The sequence below is a fragment of the Cognatundibacterium rivi genome (assembly GCF_018139565.1).
Lineage (GTDB): Bacteria > Pseudomonadota > Gammaproteobacteria > Burkholderiales > Burkholderiaceae_D > Undibacterium > Undibacterium rivi.
The window spans coordinates 786,781-804,017 of the sequence record NZ_JAGSPK010000001.1 but is presented as its reverse complement, the minus strand read 5'-3'; the positions used below and the strand labels follow the sequence as shown (position 1 = coordinate 804,017).

Annotated in this window: 14 protein-coding genes; 3 read left to right on the top strand and 11 right to left on the bottom strand. The window is 51.2% G+C overall.

Annotated features, from left to right (window positions below):
- Positions 1 to 21: 21 nt before the first annotated feature.
- The gene (locus KDM87_RS03600; RefSeq protein WP_212677769.1) at positions 22 to 1,131 is read right to left on the bottom strand and encodes a phospholipase A; all 1,110 of its coding nucleotides are present in this window, start codon (positions 1,129 to 1,131) and stop codon (positions 22 to 24) included.
- 50 nt (positions 1,132 to 1,181) lie between these two features.
- On the bottom strand, positions 1,182 to 1,925 hold the full coding sequence (locus KDM87_RS03595; RefSeq protein WP_186884830.1) for an LOG family protein: 744 nt from the start codon (positions 1,923 to 1,925) through the stop codon (positions 1,182 to 1,184).
- Between KDM87_RS03595 and polA the strand changes: the two genes are divergently transcribed.
- From polA to KDM87_RS03580, 3 genes are all read left to right on the top strand, one after another.
- Positions 1,926 to 4,706, top strand: a complete 2,781-nt coding sequence (polA, locus tag KDM87_RS03590) for a DNA polymerase I (RefSeq protein ID WP_212677768.1) — start codon at positions 1,926 to 1,928, stop codon at positions 4,704 to 4,706.
- A gap of 704 nt (positions 4,707 to 5,410) precedes the next feature.
- Positions 5,411 to 7,102 (top strand): methyl-accepting chemotaxis protein, encoded by a 1,692-nt coding sequence (locus KDM87_RS03585; RefSeq protein WP_212677767.1) that lies wholly within the window; start codon positions 5,411 to 5,413, stop codon positions 7,100 to 7,102.
- Positions 7,103 to 7,366: 264 nt separating this feature from the next.
- Positions 7,367 to 8,170 (top strand): substrate-binding periplasmic protein, encoded by an 804-nt coding sequence (locus KDM87_RS03580; RefSeq protein ID WP_212677766.1) that lies wholly within the window; start codon positions 7,367 to 7,369, stop codon positions 8,168 to 8,170.
- 68 nt (positions 8,171 to 8,238) lie between these two features.
- On the opposite strand, the gene corA is transcribed toward KDM87_RS03580, so the two are convergent.
- From corA to mpl, 9 genes are all read right to left on the bottom strand, one after another.
- A complete protein-coding gene (corA, locus tag KDM87_RS03575) occupies positions 8,239 to 9,213 on the bottom strand; it encodes a magnesium/cobalt transporter CorA (protein ID WP_186884826.1) in 975 nt (324 codons plus the stop codon).
- 153 nt (positions 9,214 to 9,366) lie between these two features.
- The gene (locus tag KDM87_RS03570; RefSeq protein WP_212677765.1) at positions 9,367 to 9,828 is read right to left on the bottom strand and encodes a hypothetical protein; all 462 of its coding nucleotides are present in this window, start codon (positions 9,826 to 9,828) and stop codon (positions 9,367 to 9,369) included.
- The gene (gene mtgA, locus KDM87_RS03565) at positions 9,825 to 10,520 is read right to left on the bottom strand and encodes a monofunctional biosynthetic peptidoglycan transglycosylase (RefSeq protein ID WP_212677764.1); all 696 of its coding nucleotides are present in this window, start codon (positions 10,518 to 10,520) and stop codon (positions 9,825 to 9,827) included. Before mtgA ends, KDM87_RS03570 begins: the two co-directional genes overlap by 4 nt.
- Positions 10,520 to 11,374, bottom strand: a complete 855-nt coding sequence (gene aroE, locus KDM87_RS03560) for a shikimate dehydrogenase (protein ID WP_212677763.1) — start codon at positions 11,372 to 11,374, stop codon at positions 10,520 to 10,522. Before aroE ends, mtgA begins: the two co-directional genes overlap by 1 nt.
- Positions 11,371 to 12,264 (bottom strand): TonB family protein, encoded by an 894-nt coding sequence (locus KDM87_RS03555; RefSeq protein ID WP_200178223.1) that lies wholly within the window; start codon positions 12,262 to 12,264, stop codon positions 11,371 to 11,373. Before KDM87_RS03555 ends, aroE begins: the two co-directional genes overlap by 4 nt.
- 35 nt (positions 12,265 to 12,299) lie before the next feature.
- Entirely contained in the window at positions 12,300 to 14,429 is a 2,130-nt protein-coding gene (locus KDM87_RS03550; RefSeq protein WP_212677762.1) for a ribonuclease catalytic domain-containing protein, read from the bottom strand.
- 147 nt (positions 14,430 to 14,576) lie between these two features.
- Positions 14,577 to 15,176, bottom strand: coding sequence for a chorismate--pyruvate lyase family protein (locus tag KDM87_RS03545; RefSeq protein ID WP_329604885.1), 600 nt, complete (start codon positions 15,174 to 15,176; stop codon positions 14,577 to 14,579).
- A gap of 2 nt (positions 15,177 to 15,178) precedes the next feature.
- Complete coding sequence (locus KDM87_RS03540) at positions 15,179 to 15,760, bottom strand: YqiA/YcfP family alpha/beta fold hydrolase (protein ID WP_212677761.1); 582 nt, start codon at positions 15,758 to 15,760, stop codon at positions 15,179 to 15,181.
- Positions 15,757 to 17,151, bottom strand: coding sequence for a UDP-N-acetylmuramate:L-alanyl-gamma-D-glutamyl-meso-diaminopimelate ligase (gene mpl, locus KDM87_RS03535; RefSeq protein ID WP_212677760.1), 1,395 nt, complete (start codon positions 17,149 to 17,151; stop codon positions 15,757 to 15,759). Before mpl ends, KDM87_RS03540 begins: the two co-directional genes overlap by 4 nt.
- Between the last annotated feature and the right edge of the window lie 86 nt (positions 17,152 to 17,237).

Sequence of the window (17,237 nt, the reverse complement as noted above, 5' to 3'; positions counted from 1 at the left end):
TATCAACGACGGGCTCTTTTTTTAACGCCACTCGACCAGGGAAATGCCGAGACCAAATCTGTTCTGGCGGAAATTGTAGTCAATCAGGCTTTCGCCATAACCGCTGAATATCTGGGCATATCCATGCAAACCTGCAACCAGCGGAAACGCCCATTCCAGCTGAATGGAACCACGGGACTCTTTGCGGGAACGCAAACTATGCCGCCCCTGAAAAGTAAAAATATGCTCGCCGGTTTTGCGGGTCAATAACAACTCGCCCCGGCCAATATAGTTTTCAATGCCAGGATTATCATCTGCGCCAGCCGCCTCCTTGATGCGCCACCAGGGACGCAGACTGAGGCTCCAGTCGCCACGCTCGGCGGCGACTTCACCAATCACACGATTCCAACTGCGGGATAAAGGCAGGGAACGGCCATTCGACTGATGATTTAAACTGACCGATGCCATGCGCCCATGCCAGCCCATGACTTCAAACGGGGTGGAAAAGACCGCCATCAGCTCGGGCTCATAATTCGTTTCACGGAATGGCCGCGACAAATCGTCGTTGTACACTTGCCAGCGCGATGATTGCGTATAACCGCCCCAGATCGTCGCTCTGTCGCCCAGCAAACCATCAAAGATCTTGGATTTAAAGCTCAACTGGAATTTCGCTTCAGCAGGACTCAGACCAATAGCATCGGACTGATGACCAGGTGTCGGCGAGTAAGGCGCTTTGTTGATCCGGCTGCTGTAGGTTGCCGGCAAGATGTACACAGGTTTATACAAACGCGGTAAAAACCGTGGATTTTTATTCGACGGATCAAGATCCCAGCGCTCAGTTAAGCCATCCACCCGCTCACTCAGAAACGAGCGCGGCGCCTCACTTTCAGCCACAACGGCAAGCGGTGCAACAGGTGAAACAACAGTTTCCGCCATCATTCCAGTCGCAGTATTGACGGCATGTGCATCCGCCACACTCTTATTCCTGTTATGCAACTGATCGTAGCAGGCAAGTCGTTCTGCATCGTTTTCCAATTGTACACAGTGAGTCTGCGCCGCAGCGTTCACACTAAGCGTCGCCAGCAACAGCACGCTCATCGGCCACATCATCTGATGCGGCTTATTTGATTTATTCGTTTGATTTTGTTTCATTGCGTTTTTCTGTCTGGCATTATTGCCGCCGGAAATTTTATGGCAGGTGATTACAAGTACAACATACGTTGCCGTTCGTCTTCAGAAGGCTCGATATCGCGGGCTTCGTAGAAGGCAAAAATCGCATCGACAATATTTGCAGGCTCATCAATCAGATGCACCAGATTCAGGTCTGATGGCGCAATCATGCCATTGCCCGCCATCTGTACCCGGATCCATTCCAGTAAGCCGCTCCAGAAACTGGTGCCCACCAGAATTACGGGAATATGCCGCGTCTTGCCGGTTTGGATCAGCGTCAAAACTTCGCTGACTTCATCCATCGTGCCAAAGCCGCCAGGAAACACGACATACGCATCGGCATATTTAACAAACGCCACTTTGCGGGCAAAAAAATGACGGAAACTGAGGCTGATGTTTTGCCACGGATTCGTGCGCTGCTCGTGCGGCAATTCGATATTCAGTCCCACCGAGGGCGAGGCACCTTCGTAAGCGCCTTTATTCGCGGCCTCCATAATACCGGGACCACCGCCGGAAATGACGGCAAAGCCCTGATCTGACAAGCGCCGGGAAAGGTCCACACAGAGCTGATAGTATTTGTCTTCCGGTTTGGTTCTGGCTGAACCAAAAATAGTCACCGCCGGGCGTATCGTCGAAAGGCGCTCGGTGGACTCGATAAACTCTGCCATAATCGTGAACATATGCCACGATTCACGCGCTTTTAAGGCGGTCGCCTTATCTCTGTCGATAATCTGGCGCAACCTCGTTACATCTTTTCTGTTTCCGTTTCCGTTCATATGCAAAATACCCTGTTATTAGTTGATGGCTCAAGTTATCTGTACCGAGCCTTTCACGCCATGCCCGATCTGCGCAATCCGCAAGGAGAGCCAACCGGCGCCATCTACGGCATCATCAACATGCTACGCCGTTTGCGCAGTGATTATCCGGCAGCATACATGGCATGCGTATTTGATGCAAAAGGCAAAACTTTCCGCGACGACTTGTATCCCGAATACAAAGCGCAGCGCGCGGCCATGCCCGATGATTTACGTCTGCAGATAGAACCGATACATGAAGCCGTCAAAGCCATGGGCTGGCCCATCCTGATGGTCGAAGGCGTCGAAGCCGATGACGTGATCGGCACTCTCGCTGTCGAAGCAACGGCGCGCGGCCTGAATACCATTGTTTCTACCGGCGACAAAGATCTTGCTCAGTTGGTGAATCCCCACGTCACCCTGATCAACACCATGAGCAATGAAAAACTCGATGAAGCAGGCGTGCTGGCGAAATTCGGTGTACCGCCTGAGCGTATCATCGATTATCTGACGCTGATCGGCGATACCGTCGATAACGTTCCAGGTGTGACCAAATGCGGCCCCAAAACAGCGGTCAAATGGTTGAGTGAATACGATAGTCTGGATGGCGTGATCGCCAATGCAGACAAAATCAAAGGCGTGGTCGGCGATAACCTGCGAGCAGCATTAGACTGGTTGCCGCAGGGTCGCGTACTGATCACCGTCAAAACAGATTGCGATTTATCAGCACATCATATTTCTATCGATGCATCGCTGGTCGCGCAAGAAGAAAGCAAAGAAGCGATGCTGGCGTTCTACAAACGCTATGGTTTTAAAACCTGGCTACGCGAATTATCCGGCGATGCAACAGCGGGCGCGACACCGTTAAGCGCAACAACAAAAGCCGCTGCTGGTTCAGGGAATACGCCAGCACAGGCGGGCTTATTCAATGATGACGGCGCAATACCTGCGGCTGTTATCAGCAATTATGAAACGGTGTTAAGCGAAGCCCAGCTTGACGCCTGGATCACCCGCATCAATAATGCGAGCCTGACCGCAGTCGATACTGAAACCACCTCGCTCGAACCGATGACCGCGCAGTTGGTCGGGATTTCTCTGTGCTGTGAAGTTGGTCATGCCTGCTACATCCCGGTAGCACATCAATATGCCGATGCACCGGCACAATTATCGCGCGAACTGGTACTGGAAAAACTCAGGCCATGGCTGGAAAATGACAGCAAAGCCAAGGTCGGACAAAACCTGAAATACGATACGCATATTTTTGCAAATCATGGCGTCGCACTGCGCGGCATCGTGCATGACACCCTGCTCGAATCTTACGTTTTTGAGTCGCATAAATCACACAACATGGACAGCCTTGCGCTGCGCCATCTCGGCAAAAAAACCATCAGTTTTGAAGACGTCTGCGGCAAAGGTGCAGCGCAAATCTGTTTTGATCAGGTGGAGCTGCAACGGGCAACAGACTATGCCGCAGAAGATGCCGACATCACTTTGCAATTACATCTGGCGATGTGGCCAGAAATCGAAACAGACACCAGCTTGCAACGCGTTTATCACGACATAGAATTACCCACTTCGGTCGTCCTGCAAAAGATAGAACGCAACGGCGTCCTGATCAATAAAGACTTACTCAACGCGCAGTCGAATGAAATCGGCAAGCGCTTGCTGGAGCTGGAACAAAACGCCTACGAACTCGCAGAGCAACCGTTCAATCTGAACTCCCCCAAACAGCTCGGTGAAATTTTCTTTGGCAAACTGGGCTTACCCGTCGTCAAAAAAACGCCATCCGGGGCCCCTTCAACGGATGAAGAAGTTTTGCAAAAGCTCGCGGAAGATTACCCGCTGCCCAAAGTATTGCTGGAATACCGTGGCCTCGCAAAACTCAAATCGACCTACACCGACAAACTGCCAAAAATGGTGAATGCGCAAACGGGTCGTGTGCATACCAACTATGCGCAGGCGGTTGCCGTGACTGGCCGGCTGGCATCGAATGATCCGAATCTACAAAATATTCCGGTACGCACGGCAGAAGGAAGACGTATCCGCGAAGCCTTTGTCGCCGCACCTGAGCATGTGATTATTTCCGCCGATTACTCGCAAATCGAATTACGTATCATGGCGCATATTTCCGGTGATGCCAGCTTGCTGAAAGCCTTTGCCGATGGCGAAGACGTGCATAAAGCGACTGCCGCTGAGATTTTTGGTGTTGCGCTTGATGATGTCACGAGTGAGCAACGACGCTACGCGAAGGTGATTAATTTCGGTCTGATTTACGGCATGAGCGCATTTGGACTGGCTGGGAACCTCGGCATAGAACGTGCGGCGGCGCAAAGCTATATCGACAAATATTTTCAGCGCTATCCCGGCGTTGCGCAATACATGGCCGACACCCGCACCAAAGCCAAGGCACACGGCTATGTCGAAACCGTGTTCGGACGGCGTCTGTGGCTGGCAGAAATCAACAGCCCGAACGGACCACGTCGTCAGGGCGCTGAACGTGCAGCGATCAATGCGCCGATGCAAGGCACTGCTGCCGATCTGATTAAACTCGCCATGATTGCGGTGCAAAACTGGCTGGAAAACGATCGCCTGCAATCCAAGATGATCATGCAAGTCCACGATGAACTGGTGCTGGAAGTACCGGAATCTGAACTCGAACTGGTACGCAAAAAATTGCCAGAACTGATGGCGAATGTGGCGCAGCTGAACGTACCTTTGCTGGCGGAAGTCGGTATCGGGAAAAACTGGGAAGAAGCACATTAAAGTGCATTAATTTCTGCGACACCTCCTTTAAATATGCGGCGGCTGGCAGCATTTCGTGCCAGCAGCCGCATATTTAGCCAACATAGCCAACAATAATAGTTAACCGCAATCGCCGACTATTGATACTGCGTTTGCTGCGGACGCATTGTTTACCTCAGGTCAACGACAGCATGCCCACTTTGTCTGATTAACGTCATACGTTAAGCCCATCACGTGCCGTGAAACGTTAATTAAAGTTAAGTCAGTCCATTTTGTTTGTAGAAAATAAGACTCATTCCTGCCTGTGAAAAACAAAGATTGCCACTGCACTCTCCCATCTTCCTTCAACTGCGTTTAACTTTGCACGTAAATAACGACGCAATAAATTGTGACATATCCACAGAGCAACTTTCCATTTGCCAGCAGAAAAATTTACTTATTGTCAGCAATATTTTCTTGGCGTAGAGTCGATAAAGAGCAATTTTTGATCACTGAAAATGTTTCGCACTCTGACTTTCTGAGTGTTTTTTTAATGCATATCGTCTGCTTAGTTACTCTGATCTTTGACACTAACCTGTCAGTGACATCATTCTTTTCTATCAGATACGCAGATTGATATTGAATCTTTCACTACGTCTCAAGCTGTAAAAGCAGTACTGGGAATTTGTGTTGAACCAAACAGGATGCGGAGATTCCAGCCGCTCAGTTCATGAAAGAGGAATACCATGCGTTTAAATATGCCTGTCAGTCAGAATGAACATCCTATCAGTGATACAGAATCAATTGTCTCGACCACCGACTTACAAGGAAACATTACTTACGCCAATCCTTATTTCATTGAAGTCAGTGGTTTTACAACAGATGAACTGATAGGTGCACCACAAAATATAGTTCGTCACCCTGACATGCCCGTTGAAGCCTTTGCCGACTTATGGAGCACAGTCAAATCCGGCTTACCATGGACTGGTATCGTCAAGAATCGCTGCAAAAATGGTGACTATTACTGGGTCTGTGCAAATGTCACACCGGTAATTGAAGATGGTAAGCCGGTAGGCTATATGTCTGTACGTACCAAGCCCTCGCCCCAACAAATCAGTGATGCAAAAAAATTGTATGCAGAACTGAAAAACGGCAACCCGAATAATATCCGCCTGCATCAGGGTGGCGCTCGCAGTAATAATTTTATTGCCCGCTTACGTTCTCGCTTCAGGTTCTCCATCAATCATCACCTCGCCCTGACCGCGGCGCTGATGGTCACTTCTTTTATTTTTACGCTGATCTGCAATTTTGTGACGATAAACCCGGCGACTGAAAGTCAATGGCTGACAGGGCTGCTGTTTCTGTCCACTTTCAGCGCACTGTCATCCTGGTACAACTTTCACCGGGCCGTCACGGTTCCCAGCCGGCGGGCGCTGGAAGCCTGCAAAATTATGGCTGGCGGCGATCTGACCGGCGAAATCAACACCAGCCGTACCGACGATCTGGGACAGGTGTTACGCATGCTGAGACAGTTAAGAATTAACCTGCACTCTATCGTCGGCGATGTCCTCAAGAATGCAGAAAAAATCGGGCTGGCAACCAAAGAAATTGCGGCGGGCAATCTGGACCTATCCAGCAGAACCGAATCACAGGCATCCTCGCTTGAAGAAACCGCCGCCAGCATGGAACAGTTTGCTTCCACCGTATCGCAAAACTCTGACAATGCAACACAAGCAAGCACCATGGCGAACGAGGCCTTACATATCGCTGGCAGCGGTGGGAAAATTTCAGATCAGATGGTCGCGACGATGGATGACATCAGCCATTCTTCGAAGCGCATGATAGAGATCACGGGCATTATCGAAGGTATCGCGTTTCAAACGAATATTCTGGCGTTGAATGCTGCGGTCGAAGCAGCCCGCGCAGGCGAACAGGGACGCGGCTTCGCCGTCGTGGCATCGGAAGTGCGAAATCTCGCGCAGCGTAGCGCCTCTGCATCAAAAGAAATTAAAGAACTGATTGATGAATCCATGCAAAAAATTCAGACAGGTTCATCGCTCACCAGTAATGTCGGCGGTGCCATGCGGGAAATTATCACCACAACAGAAAAAGTTACGAGCGTCATGGGGGAAATTGCCTCAGCCTCACAAGAGCAACGTGCAGGCATATTGCAAGTCAATGACGCGGTTACGCTGATGGACGAAGTGACACAGCAAAACGCCGCATTGGTAGAGGAAGCAGCCGCCGCAGCGGCGAGCCTGGAAACCCAGACCACAACGCTGGTCAGTGCATTATCAGTTTTCAAGCTGACTCATCGTTCATCACAGACATCAGCGAAACACGCTTCATATGCTCAGCAATCACGCACAAAAGCGGTACCGCGTTCCACATCTGTGAAAAACCGTCAGTCTGTTGCACAGATAGAACAGCTCAGCTGAGCACCACCTCCCCTGGAAAGCCCGCGCATCCGGACTAATCTGGCGTGGGTTTTCCTTTTTTTCCATCTTTATACATAACCCATGGACGCGATGATCGTCACTAATGAGTGATATTAGTGATGTAAACGTCATCGAGTATTAATTCTTTGAATTGTGAAAAAATACAGCGGGCAGGAAAAGTGAAAATCAGGTCTATGTAATTCCATCAAAATACGTCAATATGATGATCAATAATGATCATTCTTTATCTCCCACCATATCTGCATGACGATCCGTAGTACAAGCAACATCAGTGTGCGTTTTTTACATTTTTTGCGTTTTTTACGTTTGCTGCTGTTGTTCGTTTTTATCACTGGCAACAGCCTGACCTCCGCAAGGGCTGAAACGATCACGTTGATTGGTGAGGATGACTGGTACCCCTATTCCGGACTAAAAGATGGCAGGATTCGCGGCTTTGCTGCCGATGTCATTGAAGCTGCGTATGCCGCTGGTGGTATTCAGGTCAGATTTGCATCTGCTCCTTATTCACGTTGCCTGATGCTGGCACAAACTGGTCAGGCACTCGGCTGCTTCGACAGCTTGCAAGATGCCAAACTTGCGTCGCTGTTTATCTTTCATAAAGAGCCAATATTCAAGGCCGTCATCGGAATTTATGCCAGAGAAAACGATAAGCCACCAGCTATCAGCAGACTGGATTTACGCGGACAGAAAGTAGGCGTCACGCATGGTTATACCTACGGCAGCGACATCGAGAATGATGCTGGAATAATCCGGGAAACCGCGCCGTCTGATCTGTCAAATTTGCGTAAATTATTACGCGGAAGGTCGGATTATTCACTGGTCTATACCAGAGTTGCAGATCATCTCCGCGTCACACATCCGCAAGAATTTCAGGGAAAAATTAAGCAGGTCGGGGTTGCACTGGAAGACAAGTTGTTTGTCAGCTTTTCAAAATCCTGGCCGGGTGCCACCCGCTATGCGCAATTACTCGACAGTGGCTTGGTTGCCATCAGAGCAAACGGAACGTATGCGAAGATAGAACAACGGTGGCAAACGCCACCGCCCTGAACTCAATGCTGATGTAGTCATGCGAACAAGCGCTCAGAGGATTGAGCTGCGCTGCTATCCCAAAGCGCTTATTTCAACCAGCCGCGCCGGCGGAAATACCAGAATGGGGTAATCGCTGATGCCAGCATCAGCAGCAGAGCGAATGGATAGCCAAGCTCCCAGTCCAGTTCCGGAAACCAGCCTTTGAAGTTCATGCCGTAAATACTGGCGATCAATGTCGGCGGCAGGAAAGCCACACTGGCGACCGAGAATATCTTGATGATCTTATTCTGATTGATATTGATGAAACCGACGGTGGCATCCATCAGGAAGTTGATTTTATCGAACAGAAATGAGGTGTGGCCATCGAGGGATTCGATATCGCGCAAAATCTGGCGCGCTTCCTCAAACTGATCTGCATTCAGCAAACGGCCACGCATCAGAAAACTGACGGCACGGCGCGTATCCATCATATTGCGGCGGATACGACCGTTCAGATCCTCCTCTTGCGCGATCGAATTCAATGCAGCAGCGGCGTCCTGATCGCTGAAATCTTTTTGCAGCACAGCGCGGCTGACATCTTCCAGATTCTGATAAATGCCTTCCAGTGCATCCGCAGAATACTCGGCATCGGTCGCATACAAATCCAGCAGTACATCTTTGTAATCGTTAATAGAACCGGGGCGTGAACGGGCACGCATGCGGACCAGACGGAACACAGGCAAATCGGTATTGTGTACAGAAAAGAGAATATCGCGCGCCAGAATAAACGCGACGGTCACCGTGCGCGCTGGTTCATCGTCTTCGTTTTCATCGATCAGAAAATCGGTGCGTAAATGCAGATCACCGCTATCAGCTTCGTAATAACGCGCAGAGGCTTCAATATCCTTGACTTCGTCTTCGCCCGGCAAAGTCACGCCGTAAATACTTTTGACCCATTCGCGTTCTTCTTCATTCGGGTCTGTCAGATCAACCCACACCGGCAAAGTATTTTCAAGATCGGCACGATTTTCAATATTAATCTGACTCAGCCGTCCATTGTGTAAAACGAAAACATTAATCATGGGCAATTCCGGTAGAAGCTGCTAAGAATGAGGTCGGGTCAGCATAGAACTGATTACTGCAAAACCCGGCCTGACTTAAATTTTTTCGTTCGCATCCATTCTGCGAACAGCGCAAACAATAAAAACGTGCGCTCGATATGTGCGCTACAACTGTCAGCGCTGTGCCTTTTGCAAGGCTTTTTCCAATGCTTTCAATCGCAAGTCCTGCTCAGCATTGCTGGCAGACGCTTCCTCAACCGGTGGCGGAGGTTTCACGAATCCCTTCGTATCATTAAGCTTGATATTTTTACTGGTCGGATTACTGTCAAGACAGGCGGTATCTGAATATACGGTTTTGCCATCAATCGTACAACGACGTACACCGGACTCAACCGTGGCTGCCTGGCGCACACCGCTGTTATTCTGCCCCGGCAGACTGAGTTCCTGTATGCCCGTCACATTTTTTAATTCGTTACCAATCACGTTCGCCGACTTGCCCCATTTCGACCAGACATCCTGCATAGGTAAATGCCCGTAGCGTATCGTATATAAAAAGCCCATCGATACTAAGCCCAGTAACATAAACAAAACAGATATCCAGATCAGACTCAGACCACGTTGTCGTTGTAAATTCATGGTACCTCCGCGTAATTCATACGTTTTAAAATTAACTCAGTCCGTCTCTGCAAATAGCCCGATCCCTGATTTTTATCAAAGTAGCGGGGCTTCGGCAGCATCACCGCCAGCCGCGCCGACTGTGCCGCACCCAGATTGGCTGCACTGATGCGGTAATAATGCTGAGCCGCTGCTTCGGCACCAAATACACCAACGCCCCACTCGACCGAATTCAGATAAATCTCTAATATCCGGCGCTTGCTCATACAGGCTTCGAGCATATAGGTGATGATCAGTTCCTGTCCTTTGCGCAGATAACTGCGCTGACCAGATAAAAACAGATTCTTTGCGAGTTGCTGCGTGATCGTGGAACCGCCGGAAACAACTTTGCCTTTTTTCTGATTCTTTTCGTAGGCCTTTTGCATGGCTTCCCAATCGACACCTTCATGATCCACAAAAGTATCGTCTTCCGATGCAATCACTGCGCGCTTCAGATGCGAAGAAATCCGGTCATACGGCACCCACTTATGCTGTAACTGCGCATCCGGATTTTTTTCCTGCAACACGCTGAGTTGCTGGCGCATAAAACTGGTGGAAGAAGGATTGAAATTAATCCACCAGCAAATCTGCAAGAGAAAATACGCTTGCAGCAAAATCACCAACAACAACGGCACGGCAACCAGCCAGAACAGCAATCGGCGTAATAATTTCATTACGCCTCCGCTGTGGGATTCAATGCCTGTCGCAAATCAGCCAGCACCGTTAATGTGTCAGGCCGCACTCCGCGCCAGATAAAAAAAGCTTCCGCCGCCTGCTCTACCAACATACCAAGACCATCGCGACATTGTGCGCCGTGCGTCGCTGCAAAACGCAGAAATGCCGTTGGCTGCGCGGCATACATCAGATCGTAAGCCAGCGTCCCGGCATCAAACAAGCTGCCAGCAAGCGGCGGCACATCATCCTGCAAACTGGCAGAAGTCGCATTAATGATCACATCGAAATGGCCATCAACATCGGAAAAAGTGCGCGCGAAAACCGGAATCTGAGTCACATATTGCTGTGCCAGTTGTTGCAGTTCCTGCGCCTTCGATAAGGTGCGGTTGGCAATCACCAGCTCTGCCGGCAATTGCTCCAGTAAAGGCAATAAGCTACCGCGTGCTGCGCCACCGGCACCAAGTAATAAGATACGTTTGCCTTGCAACTGTACGCCCGCATTACGGACGATGTCAGTCACCAGTCCGATGCCATCCGTGTTATCGCCTAAAATTTTATCGCCATCAAAACGCAGAGTATTGACGGCACCTGCAGCGGCGGCACGCGTCGTTAACTGCGTTGCCAGCGCGCAGGCATCCAGTTTGAATGGCACAGTCACATTCGCACCTTTGCCCCCCTGTTGCCTGAACGCCTGCACGCTTGCGGCAAAGCCATCCAGCGGCGCCAGCAAACGCTGATAGTCCAGCGCCTGAGCGGTTTGTGCGGCAAAAGCGGCGTGAATATACGGCGACTTACTATGCGCAACAGGATTACCGATCACGACATAGTGATCTGGTGTTGCGGCCTGCGTCATTTTTTACCTCCGCGCAATTCTGTCTCTAACTGTTGATCGCGCGTGAATTTGAAACGGGTAATCACCACCCATAAATCGTCTTTATCGTCTGAGCGCATGTTTTGCGGAAACTTACCAAACGGTGCGGCACTGCGCACGATACGCAACGCGGCTTTATCAAGTGCTTTATTACCGGACGATTTTTCTATGCGCGGGCCGCCTTCTTTTTCATAAATGGTGCCATCCTGAAAAATCGGGATATACACAATCAATTCACCGTACAGTTTCTTCCCGTCTTTTTGCGGGAAATTCAGGGTGCCGAAATCTTCTATGCGTTTTTGCAGCTCTTTGTAATACATCGCGTAGCCAACTTTTTGCGTACTTGGCGTGATGAAGGTTTTACGCGGACGTTTATTCTGATCTTCGATAGTCTGTGAAATCTCTGCTGCCATCCGGGCTAAAGCTTTGCTGGTATCGAGATCATCACTGCCTTTATTTGGCGTACGGCTGTCATCAAGGCGACGCTTTTCTTGCTGCGGCAAGCGGAAATTTTCTTTACGTTTGGCCTGATCAAGCAATTGCTGTTGCTGCTGTTCCAGCTCTTCTATGCGTTTGGTGGCGGTACGGATATTGTCGCCATCTTCGCTTCGGTTCATATCCGGCAACGGCGATTTACTGCGACCGCTGTCATGCGCGCCGCCGCCGTCAAGATCGGCTTGTGCCAGCGCATCTGCTTTCAGCGGCTTTCTGTCATGTTTGGAATTAACCAAAATCACTTCCAGCCCGGGGTCTGCCGCTTGCGTTTCTGCGGGTTTGGGCGCGACGAAATGAACCAGCAGCAATGCCGCATGAACGACTACGGAAATGGTCACCGCAATCGTGAGTATCAAATTATCAAACACGGATTTCATGGGCATGCTATCTGTCTTTTCTGTCGCGCTGTTCATTACTCGGCTTGTGGCTGAATGTTATTGTTTTCGCGTTTATCGTCGCTATCGTCGCTATCGTCATCGCTGGCACCGTTTGCCTCTGTTGCCGCATCCTGATTGCCGGTTGCAGCGTTGCCATCATCCGGCAAGGCATCGACCGCATCTTCCAGTGCATTTTCGAGTTCGGCATCCATTTCGGCTTCCAGCACTTCGTCTTCACCGATCTCAGTCACTGTTCCCAACACTTCCAGTATGCGCGCTTCAACACTGAGATCGACTTCGTCCCAGCGCAAAATATCGAGTCGGACTTGCGCGCCGCGGGCGGTCTGCGGCATGCCTGGCAAACGGATCACCAGCGGAATCTCCACCAAACGCAGAATCTCATCTTTCAAGACCACCGCATCAACCTGACGTGCCTGTTCCTGCTGCAGCCAGCGCAGACACCAGTAACGTTCCATATTGGTCTGGAAGTCGTTATAGGCAGAATACGCTGCATCAAAGCCCGAAACGATCGCAAATAAATCGGCATCTTTTGGTTTGAACGGTGCCACCAGCGGCGCAGTCACGCCGTGTTGTACGCAAGCGATGATCTGCCACTGATTCACCAGATCGGTGTAACGGCGCAGCGGTGATGTGCTCCACGCATACTGATCCACTCCCAAGCCCTGATGCGGCGCGGCGTGCGTCAGCATACGGACTTGCATGCGGCCCGCCCAGCCACCCTGACCACGGCCACCGGCCACACCCTGCGCGCGATAAATGCCGGGGATGCCATGATCCGCCATCAATTTACCCCAGGTGCTGTTGGCGAAAATCATCAGCTCCGCCACCATCTTATCGAGTGGTGCACCACGTTTGCGGCGGACAATACTAACGACGTCATCTTCGACATAAAAATTGAAATCAACGCGATTGGTTTGTTCCGGCTTCATGCCGAAACTTTCACGCTTGGCCATACGCCCTTGTTCCAGCACCAGCGCCCATTTCCAGATTTTTGCGATCTCGGCTTTATGCGGATAATCGCCAGCATCGTTCGCCAGATTTTCTTCGGTCACCAGCGCATCGAGATCGTTGTGGCGCAAATTTGACGCCATCGGTACCGCTTCGACTTTCGTTTCCGTACTGATGACAGACCAGTCCGTGGTGTCCAGCGTCGCATACAGTGACAATGCTGGCCGGGTTTGCCCGGCACCAAGCGTGTAGGTGTCGACCAGTTCATCCGGCAACATGGTGATTTTGTCGCCCGGCATATACACGGTTGACATGCGCGCCCGCGCCAGCTGATCAATCGCGTCGCCACGTGCCACACCTAAAGCAGGTGCGGCAATATGGATACCGACGCGCAGCTTACCATCGCCCAGATCAACAACGGAAAACGCATCGTCAATTTCGGTCGTGGTGACGTCATCAATCGAAAATGCCTGCACATCGGCAACCGGTAAATCGGTCGGTAAGGCCGGTATCGTAATCGCCGGAAAGCCCAGACCTTTGGGGAAATGCTCGAAATAAAATTTCGCCAGATGCAGCTCTTTCGGGCTGCGGATGCCACCGGTCGCCAGCATCAGGCGCGATGCCGACATTTGCAACGCATCGCAAGCTTCTGCCAGCGCTTTGTATTCGATCGTATTTTTATCGGGTTTGAATAAGAGCTGCAAAGCGAGTGGTTTCATCGCTTCCGGCAAACGATGCTGTTTCAGCTCTTCGACATAACCAGCCTGGATCAGCAATTGCTGTTTTTTCTTTTCGATACCGGCGAGTGCTGCTTTCAGCGCAGCTTCAGGCGCAGCCTTGTAACGGCCACGGCCTTTTTTGTAGAAATACACCGGTGCCGAATGCAATGCAAAAATCAGGCTGGCGGCTTCGACTGGTTGCGGTGCATGACCGAAATATTCAGCGCCGAGTTCAGCAAAACCAAACTCTTCCTGACCCGCGACTTCCCATAAAAATTCGAGGTCAATATCTGCAGCAGCGGCGCGTGCCTGCTCAATCAGTGTGACCGGATCAGGCGCTGCGAATTGCAACAGCACATCCTTGGCTTTGACTTTGCTGCGCTTACCGCTCGCCAGTTCGACCTGATAGGCCTCGCCTGCCTGCGACATCATGCTGCCCGCTTTAAAATCGCCCGATTCTTCAAAAAATAAATTCATGCAAGACTTCTTTTCTTCATTTTTACGTCTGTATTTTTATCAATCGGGGGGAGTATCTTGTATTTTCGGCCTAATGTCTTTGTATTTAAAAGGCTTTTAAAAATACTCCCCCCAGTATATTTTTACGGTTTTGCCCTGTTTTCAGCGTCAGCGTAGCTTGTGCGGCAATGTCAGCACTGCGGGCAAAAACACTTCAGTGACCAGCAGGCAGGCACCTTTACGCCAGAACAACGAGCGCCGCGCCGCCAGACTGCGTTCTGCCGACAGCCCCGGCAATACCCGCACGATGCGACGCATCAGCGGATGCGTCTGATGCAAGCGGGCATACGATAATGTGCCGCGCACCACCTGCGGATCATTAAACAAGGTACTGCCTAAAGAGCGCTCTCCCAACCCCTGAAACAATGGCCATTGCGTTGCCGTTGCACTCAGCGGCACCACGGTATGGCCGTAAATCATTGCTTCGCCATCGCAACGCAGTATCACTTCGCGCTCATGCACCTGACGCCGTTGCGGTAATCCGATCACAGCGTACTCATCCGGCAGACACACTGCCTTGTGCTGCGACAAACGCTGCACGCGGAATTGCGTACAACGCGCAGTCAGTCTGGCCGTCAGTGAATCGCGGTTAGTCAGCCAGTCCTGCATCGCCGGCCGCCGGTCGACGGTGTTGACATGCTCAACCCAGTGCGCCAGCGCGGCATGACGAAATGCGGAACGCAGAACGGCTTCACCAGAATCACGCACCGTCAGACCTCATCATCACAAAAAGCCATGATCAGACCGAGGTAATCCGCAAACTCTGCAATGCCGTGATCGCTGCCCTCGATGATTTTCTGTTTTGCGCCCGGATAATGCGCAACCATTTCGCGCCAGTCGAGCACTTCATCGCCAGTTGCTGCCAGCAAAAAATAACGTTCCGGCCGGGTAATTTTTTCTACAGCCAATGCCCGCAATTGGGCGACGTATTCCGCTTTGAACTCAAAGACTTCGTCGCTGTGATAATACGTCGTCACGCCGACATAACTTTCCAGATCGCGCGGTGGTTTAACGGCAGGATTCAGCAGCACGGCTTTGCACGCATATTTTTCCGCCAGCCAGGTCGCATAGAAGCCGCCTAACGAGGAACCTATCACCGTCAATGTTGCGCGTTGTGCCGGATCCGCTGTCGCAATGATGGCTTCGGCCTGTGCGATTGCTTCTGCCGGTGATGGTGATAATGCCGGGCAAAAAAATTCATCCGCGCGTCCCAGCTCCTGCATATGTTGCTGCATCACCCGCGCTTTATAAGACTGCGGGGAGGAACGAAAACCATGCAGGTAAACAATCATGCTGCCGCAACCTCAGCCTGTGCACGCGCTTTCAGCGCATCGAGTAATTTCTGATGCACGCCACCGAAGCCGCCATTACTCATGATCAGCACATAATCACCAGGCCGCGCCTGACGGACGATAGACTCAACCAGCTCGGGAATCACGGAGAAAGTCGCCAGCTTGTTGCCCAGCGGCGCCAGCGTTTCCGCCAGATCCCAGCCCAGTGCATCTTTGCCTTCATGCGCACCGAAACCAAATACCAGATCCGCTTCCGCCAGACTGCCGGGCAAGGCTTGTTTCATGGTGCCAAGTTTCATGGTGTTGGAGCGCGGTTCCAGCACAGCGAGAATACGAGCGTTGCCGACCTTGCGGCGCAAGCCGGCAACGGTCGTCGCCACTGCAGTCGGGTGATGGGCAAAATCGTCGATCACGGTAATGCCGTTTTCGACACCGCGCACTTCCATGCGTCGTTTGACATTCACAAACTGCGCCAGCGCTTCGATGGCAATCTCAGGTTTGACGCCGACATGACGGGCGGCGGCAATCGCGGCCAGAGCGTTCTGACGATTATGTTCGCCATTCAATTGCCATTGCACCGTGCCCTGACATTCATCGTTGAAAAAGACGTCGAAATCTTCGCTGTCTTTCAAAACAATGCGCCATTCCTGCCCATTGCCGAAAAATTCTTTTTCGCTCCAGCAACCGCGTTGCAGCACGCGTTGCAGGGATTCATTCTGACCATTGACGATCAGACGCCCGACACCTGGTACCGTACGCACCAGATGGTGGAATTGCGTTTCTATCGCACCGACATCAGGGAAAATATCGGCGTGATCATATTCAAGATTATTCAGAATCGCCGTCTTGGCGTGGTAATGCACGAATTTGCTGCGCTTATCAAAGAAGGCCGTATCGTACTCATCAGCCTCAATCACGAAAAAATCCGAGGCATGATTGCCTTGCAAACGCGCAGAAATGCCGAAATTCAAAGGCACGCCACCGATCAGAAAACCAGGAGCGTAACCCGCATATTCCAGTATCCAGGCTAGCATTGCCGAGGTCGTGGTTTTGCCGTGAGTACCAGCGACCGCGAGTACCCACTTATGGCGCAGGATATGGTCGCCCATCCATTGCGGGCCGGAAACATACGGCAAGCCGCGGTTCAGGATTTCTTCCATCAAAGGATTGCCGCGCGACACGACGTTACCAACCACGTACAGATCCGGCTCCAGCGCGATTTGTTCGGCACCAAAGCCCTGCGTAAGCGTAATACCCTGCGCTTCTAACTGCGTGCTCATCGGTGGATAAACGTTGGCATCACAGCCTGTCACGGTGTGTCCGGCTTCCTTTGCCAGCACAGCCAGCCCGCCCATGAAAGTGCCGCAAATACCTAAGATATGAATGTGCATAATTTAACTAAATTTCAGAATCCCGCAATTCTACCTGACTGCGCCCGTGTTTCCCTATGCACAAAAGCGCAGATGTTGGGTTATGA

What these genes read in the sequence shown, in the direction of transcription:
- KDM87_RS03555 (WP_200178223.1), bottom strand. Translation starts at nt 12,264, where the DNA reads ATGAAATCCGTGTTTGATAATTTGATACTCACGATTGCGGTGACCATT.
- mpl (WP_212677760.1), bottom strand. Translation starts at nt 17,151, where the DNA reads ATGCACATTCATATCTTAGGTATTTGCGGCACTTTCATGGGCGGGCTG.
- polA (WP_212677768.1), top strand. Translation starts at nt 1,926, where the DNA reads ATGCAAAATACCCTGTTATTAGTTGATGGCTCAAGTTATCTGTACCGA.
- KDM87_RS03585 (WP_212677767.1), top strand. Translation starts at nt 5,411, where the DNA reads ATGCGTTTAAATATGCCTGTCAGTCAGAATGAACATCCTATCAGTGAT.
- KDM87_RS03550 (WP_212677762.1), bottom strand. Translation starts at nt 14,429, where the DNA reads ATGAATTTATTTTTTGAAGAATCGGGCGATTTTAAAGCGGGCAGCATG.
- aroE (WP_212677763.1), bottom strand. Translation starts at nt 11,374, where the DNA reads ATGACGCAGGCCGCAACACCAGATCACTATGTCGTGATCGGTAATCCT.
- KDM87_RS03580 (WP_212677766.1), top strand. Translation starts at nt 7,367, where the DNA reads ATGACGATCCGTAGTACAAGCAACATCAGTGTGCGTTTTTTACATTTT.
- KDM87_RS03600 (WP_212677769.1), bottom strand. Translation starts at nt 1,131, where the DNA reads ATGAAACAAAATCAAACGAATAAATCAAATAAGCCGCATCAGATGATG.
- KDM87_RS03595 (WP_186884830.1), bottom strand. Translation starts at nt 1,925, where the DNA reads ATGAACGGAAACGGAAACAGAAAAGATGTAACGAGGTTGCGCCAGATT.
- KDM87_RS03540 (WP_212677761.1), bottom strand. Translation starts at nt 15,760, where the DNA reads ATGATTGTTTACCTGCATGGTTTTCGTTCCTCCCCGCAGTCTTATAAA.
- KDM87_RS03570 (WP_212677765.1), bottom strand. Translation starts at nt 9,828, where the DNA reads ATGAATTTACAACGACAACGTGGTCTGAGTCTGATCTGGATATCTGTT.
- corA (WP_186884826.1), bottom strand. Translation starts at nt 9,213, where the DNA reads ATGATTAATGTTTTCGTTTTACACAATGGACGGCTGAGTCAGATTAAT.
- mtgA (WP_212677764.1), bottom strand. Translation starts at nt 10,520, where the DNA reads ATGAAATTATTACGCCGATTGCTGTTCTGGCTGGTTGCCGTGCCGTTG.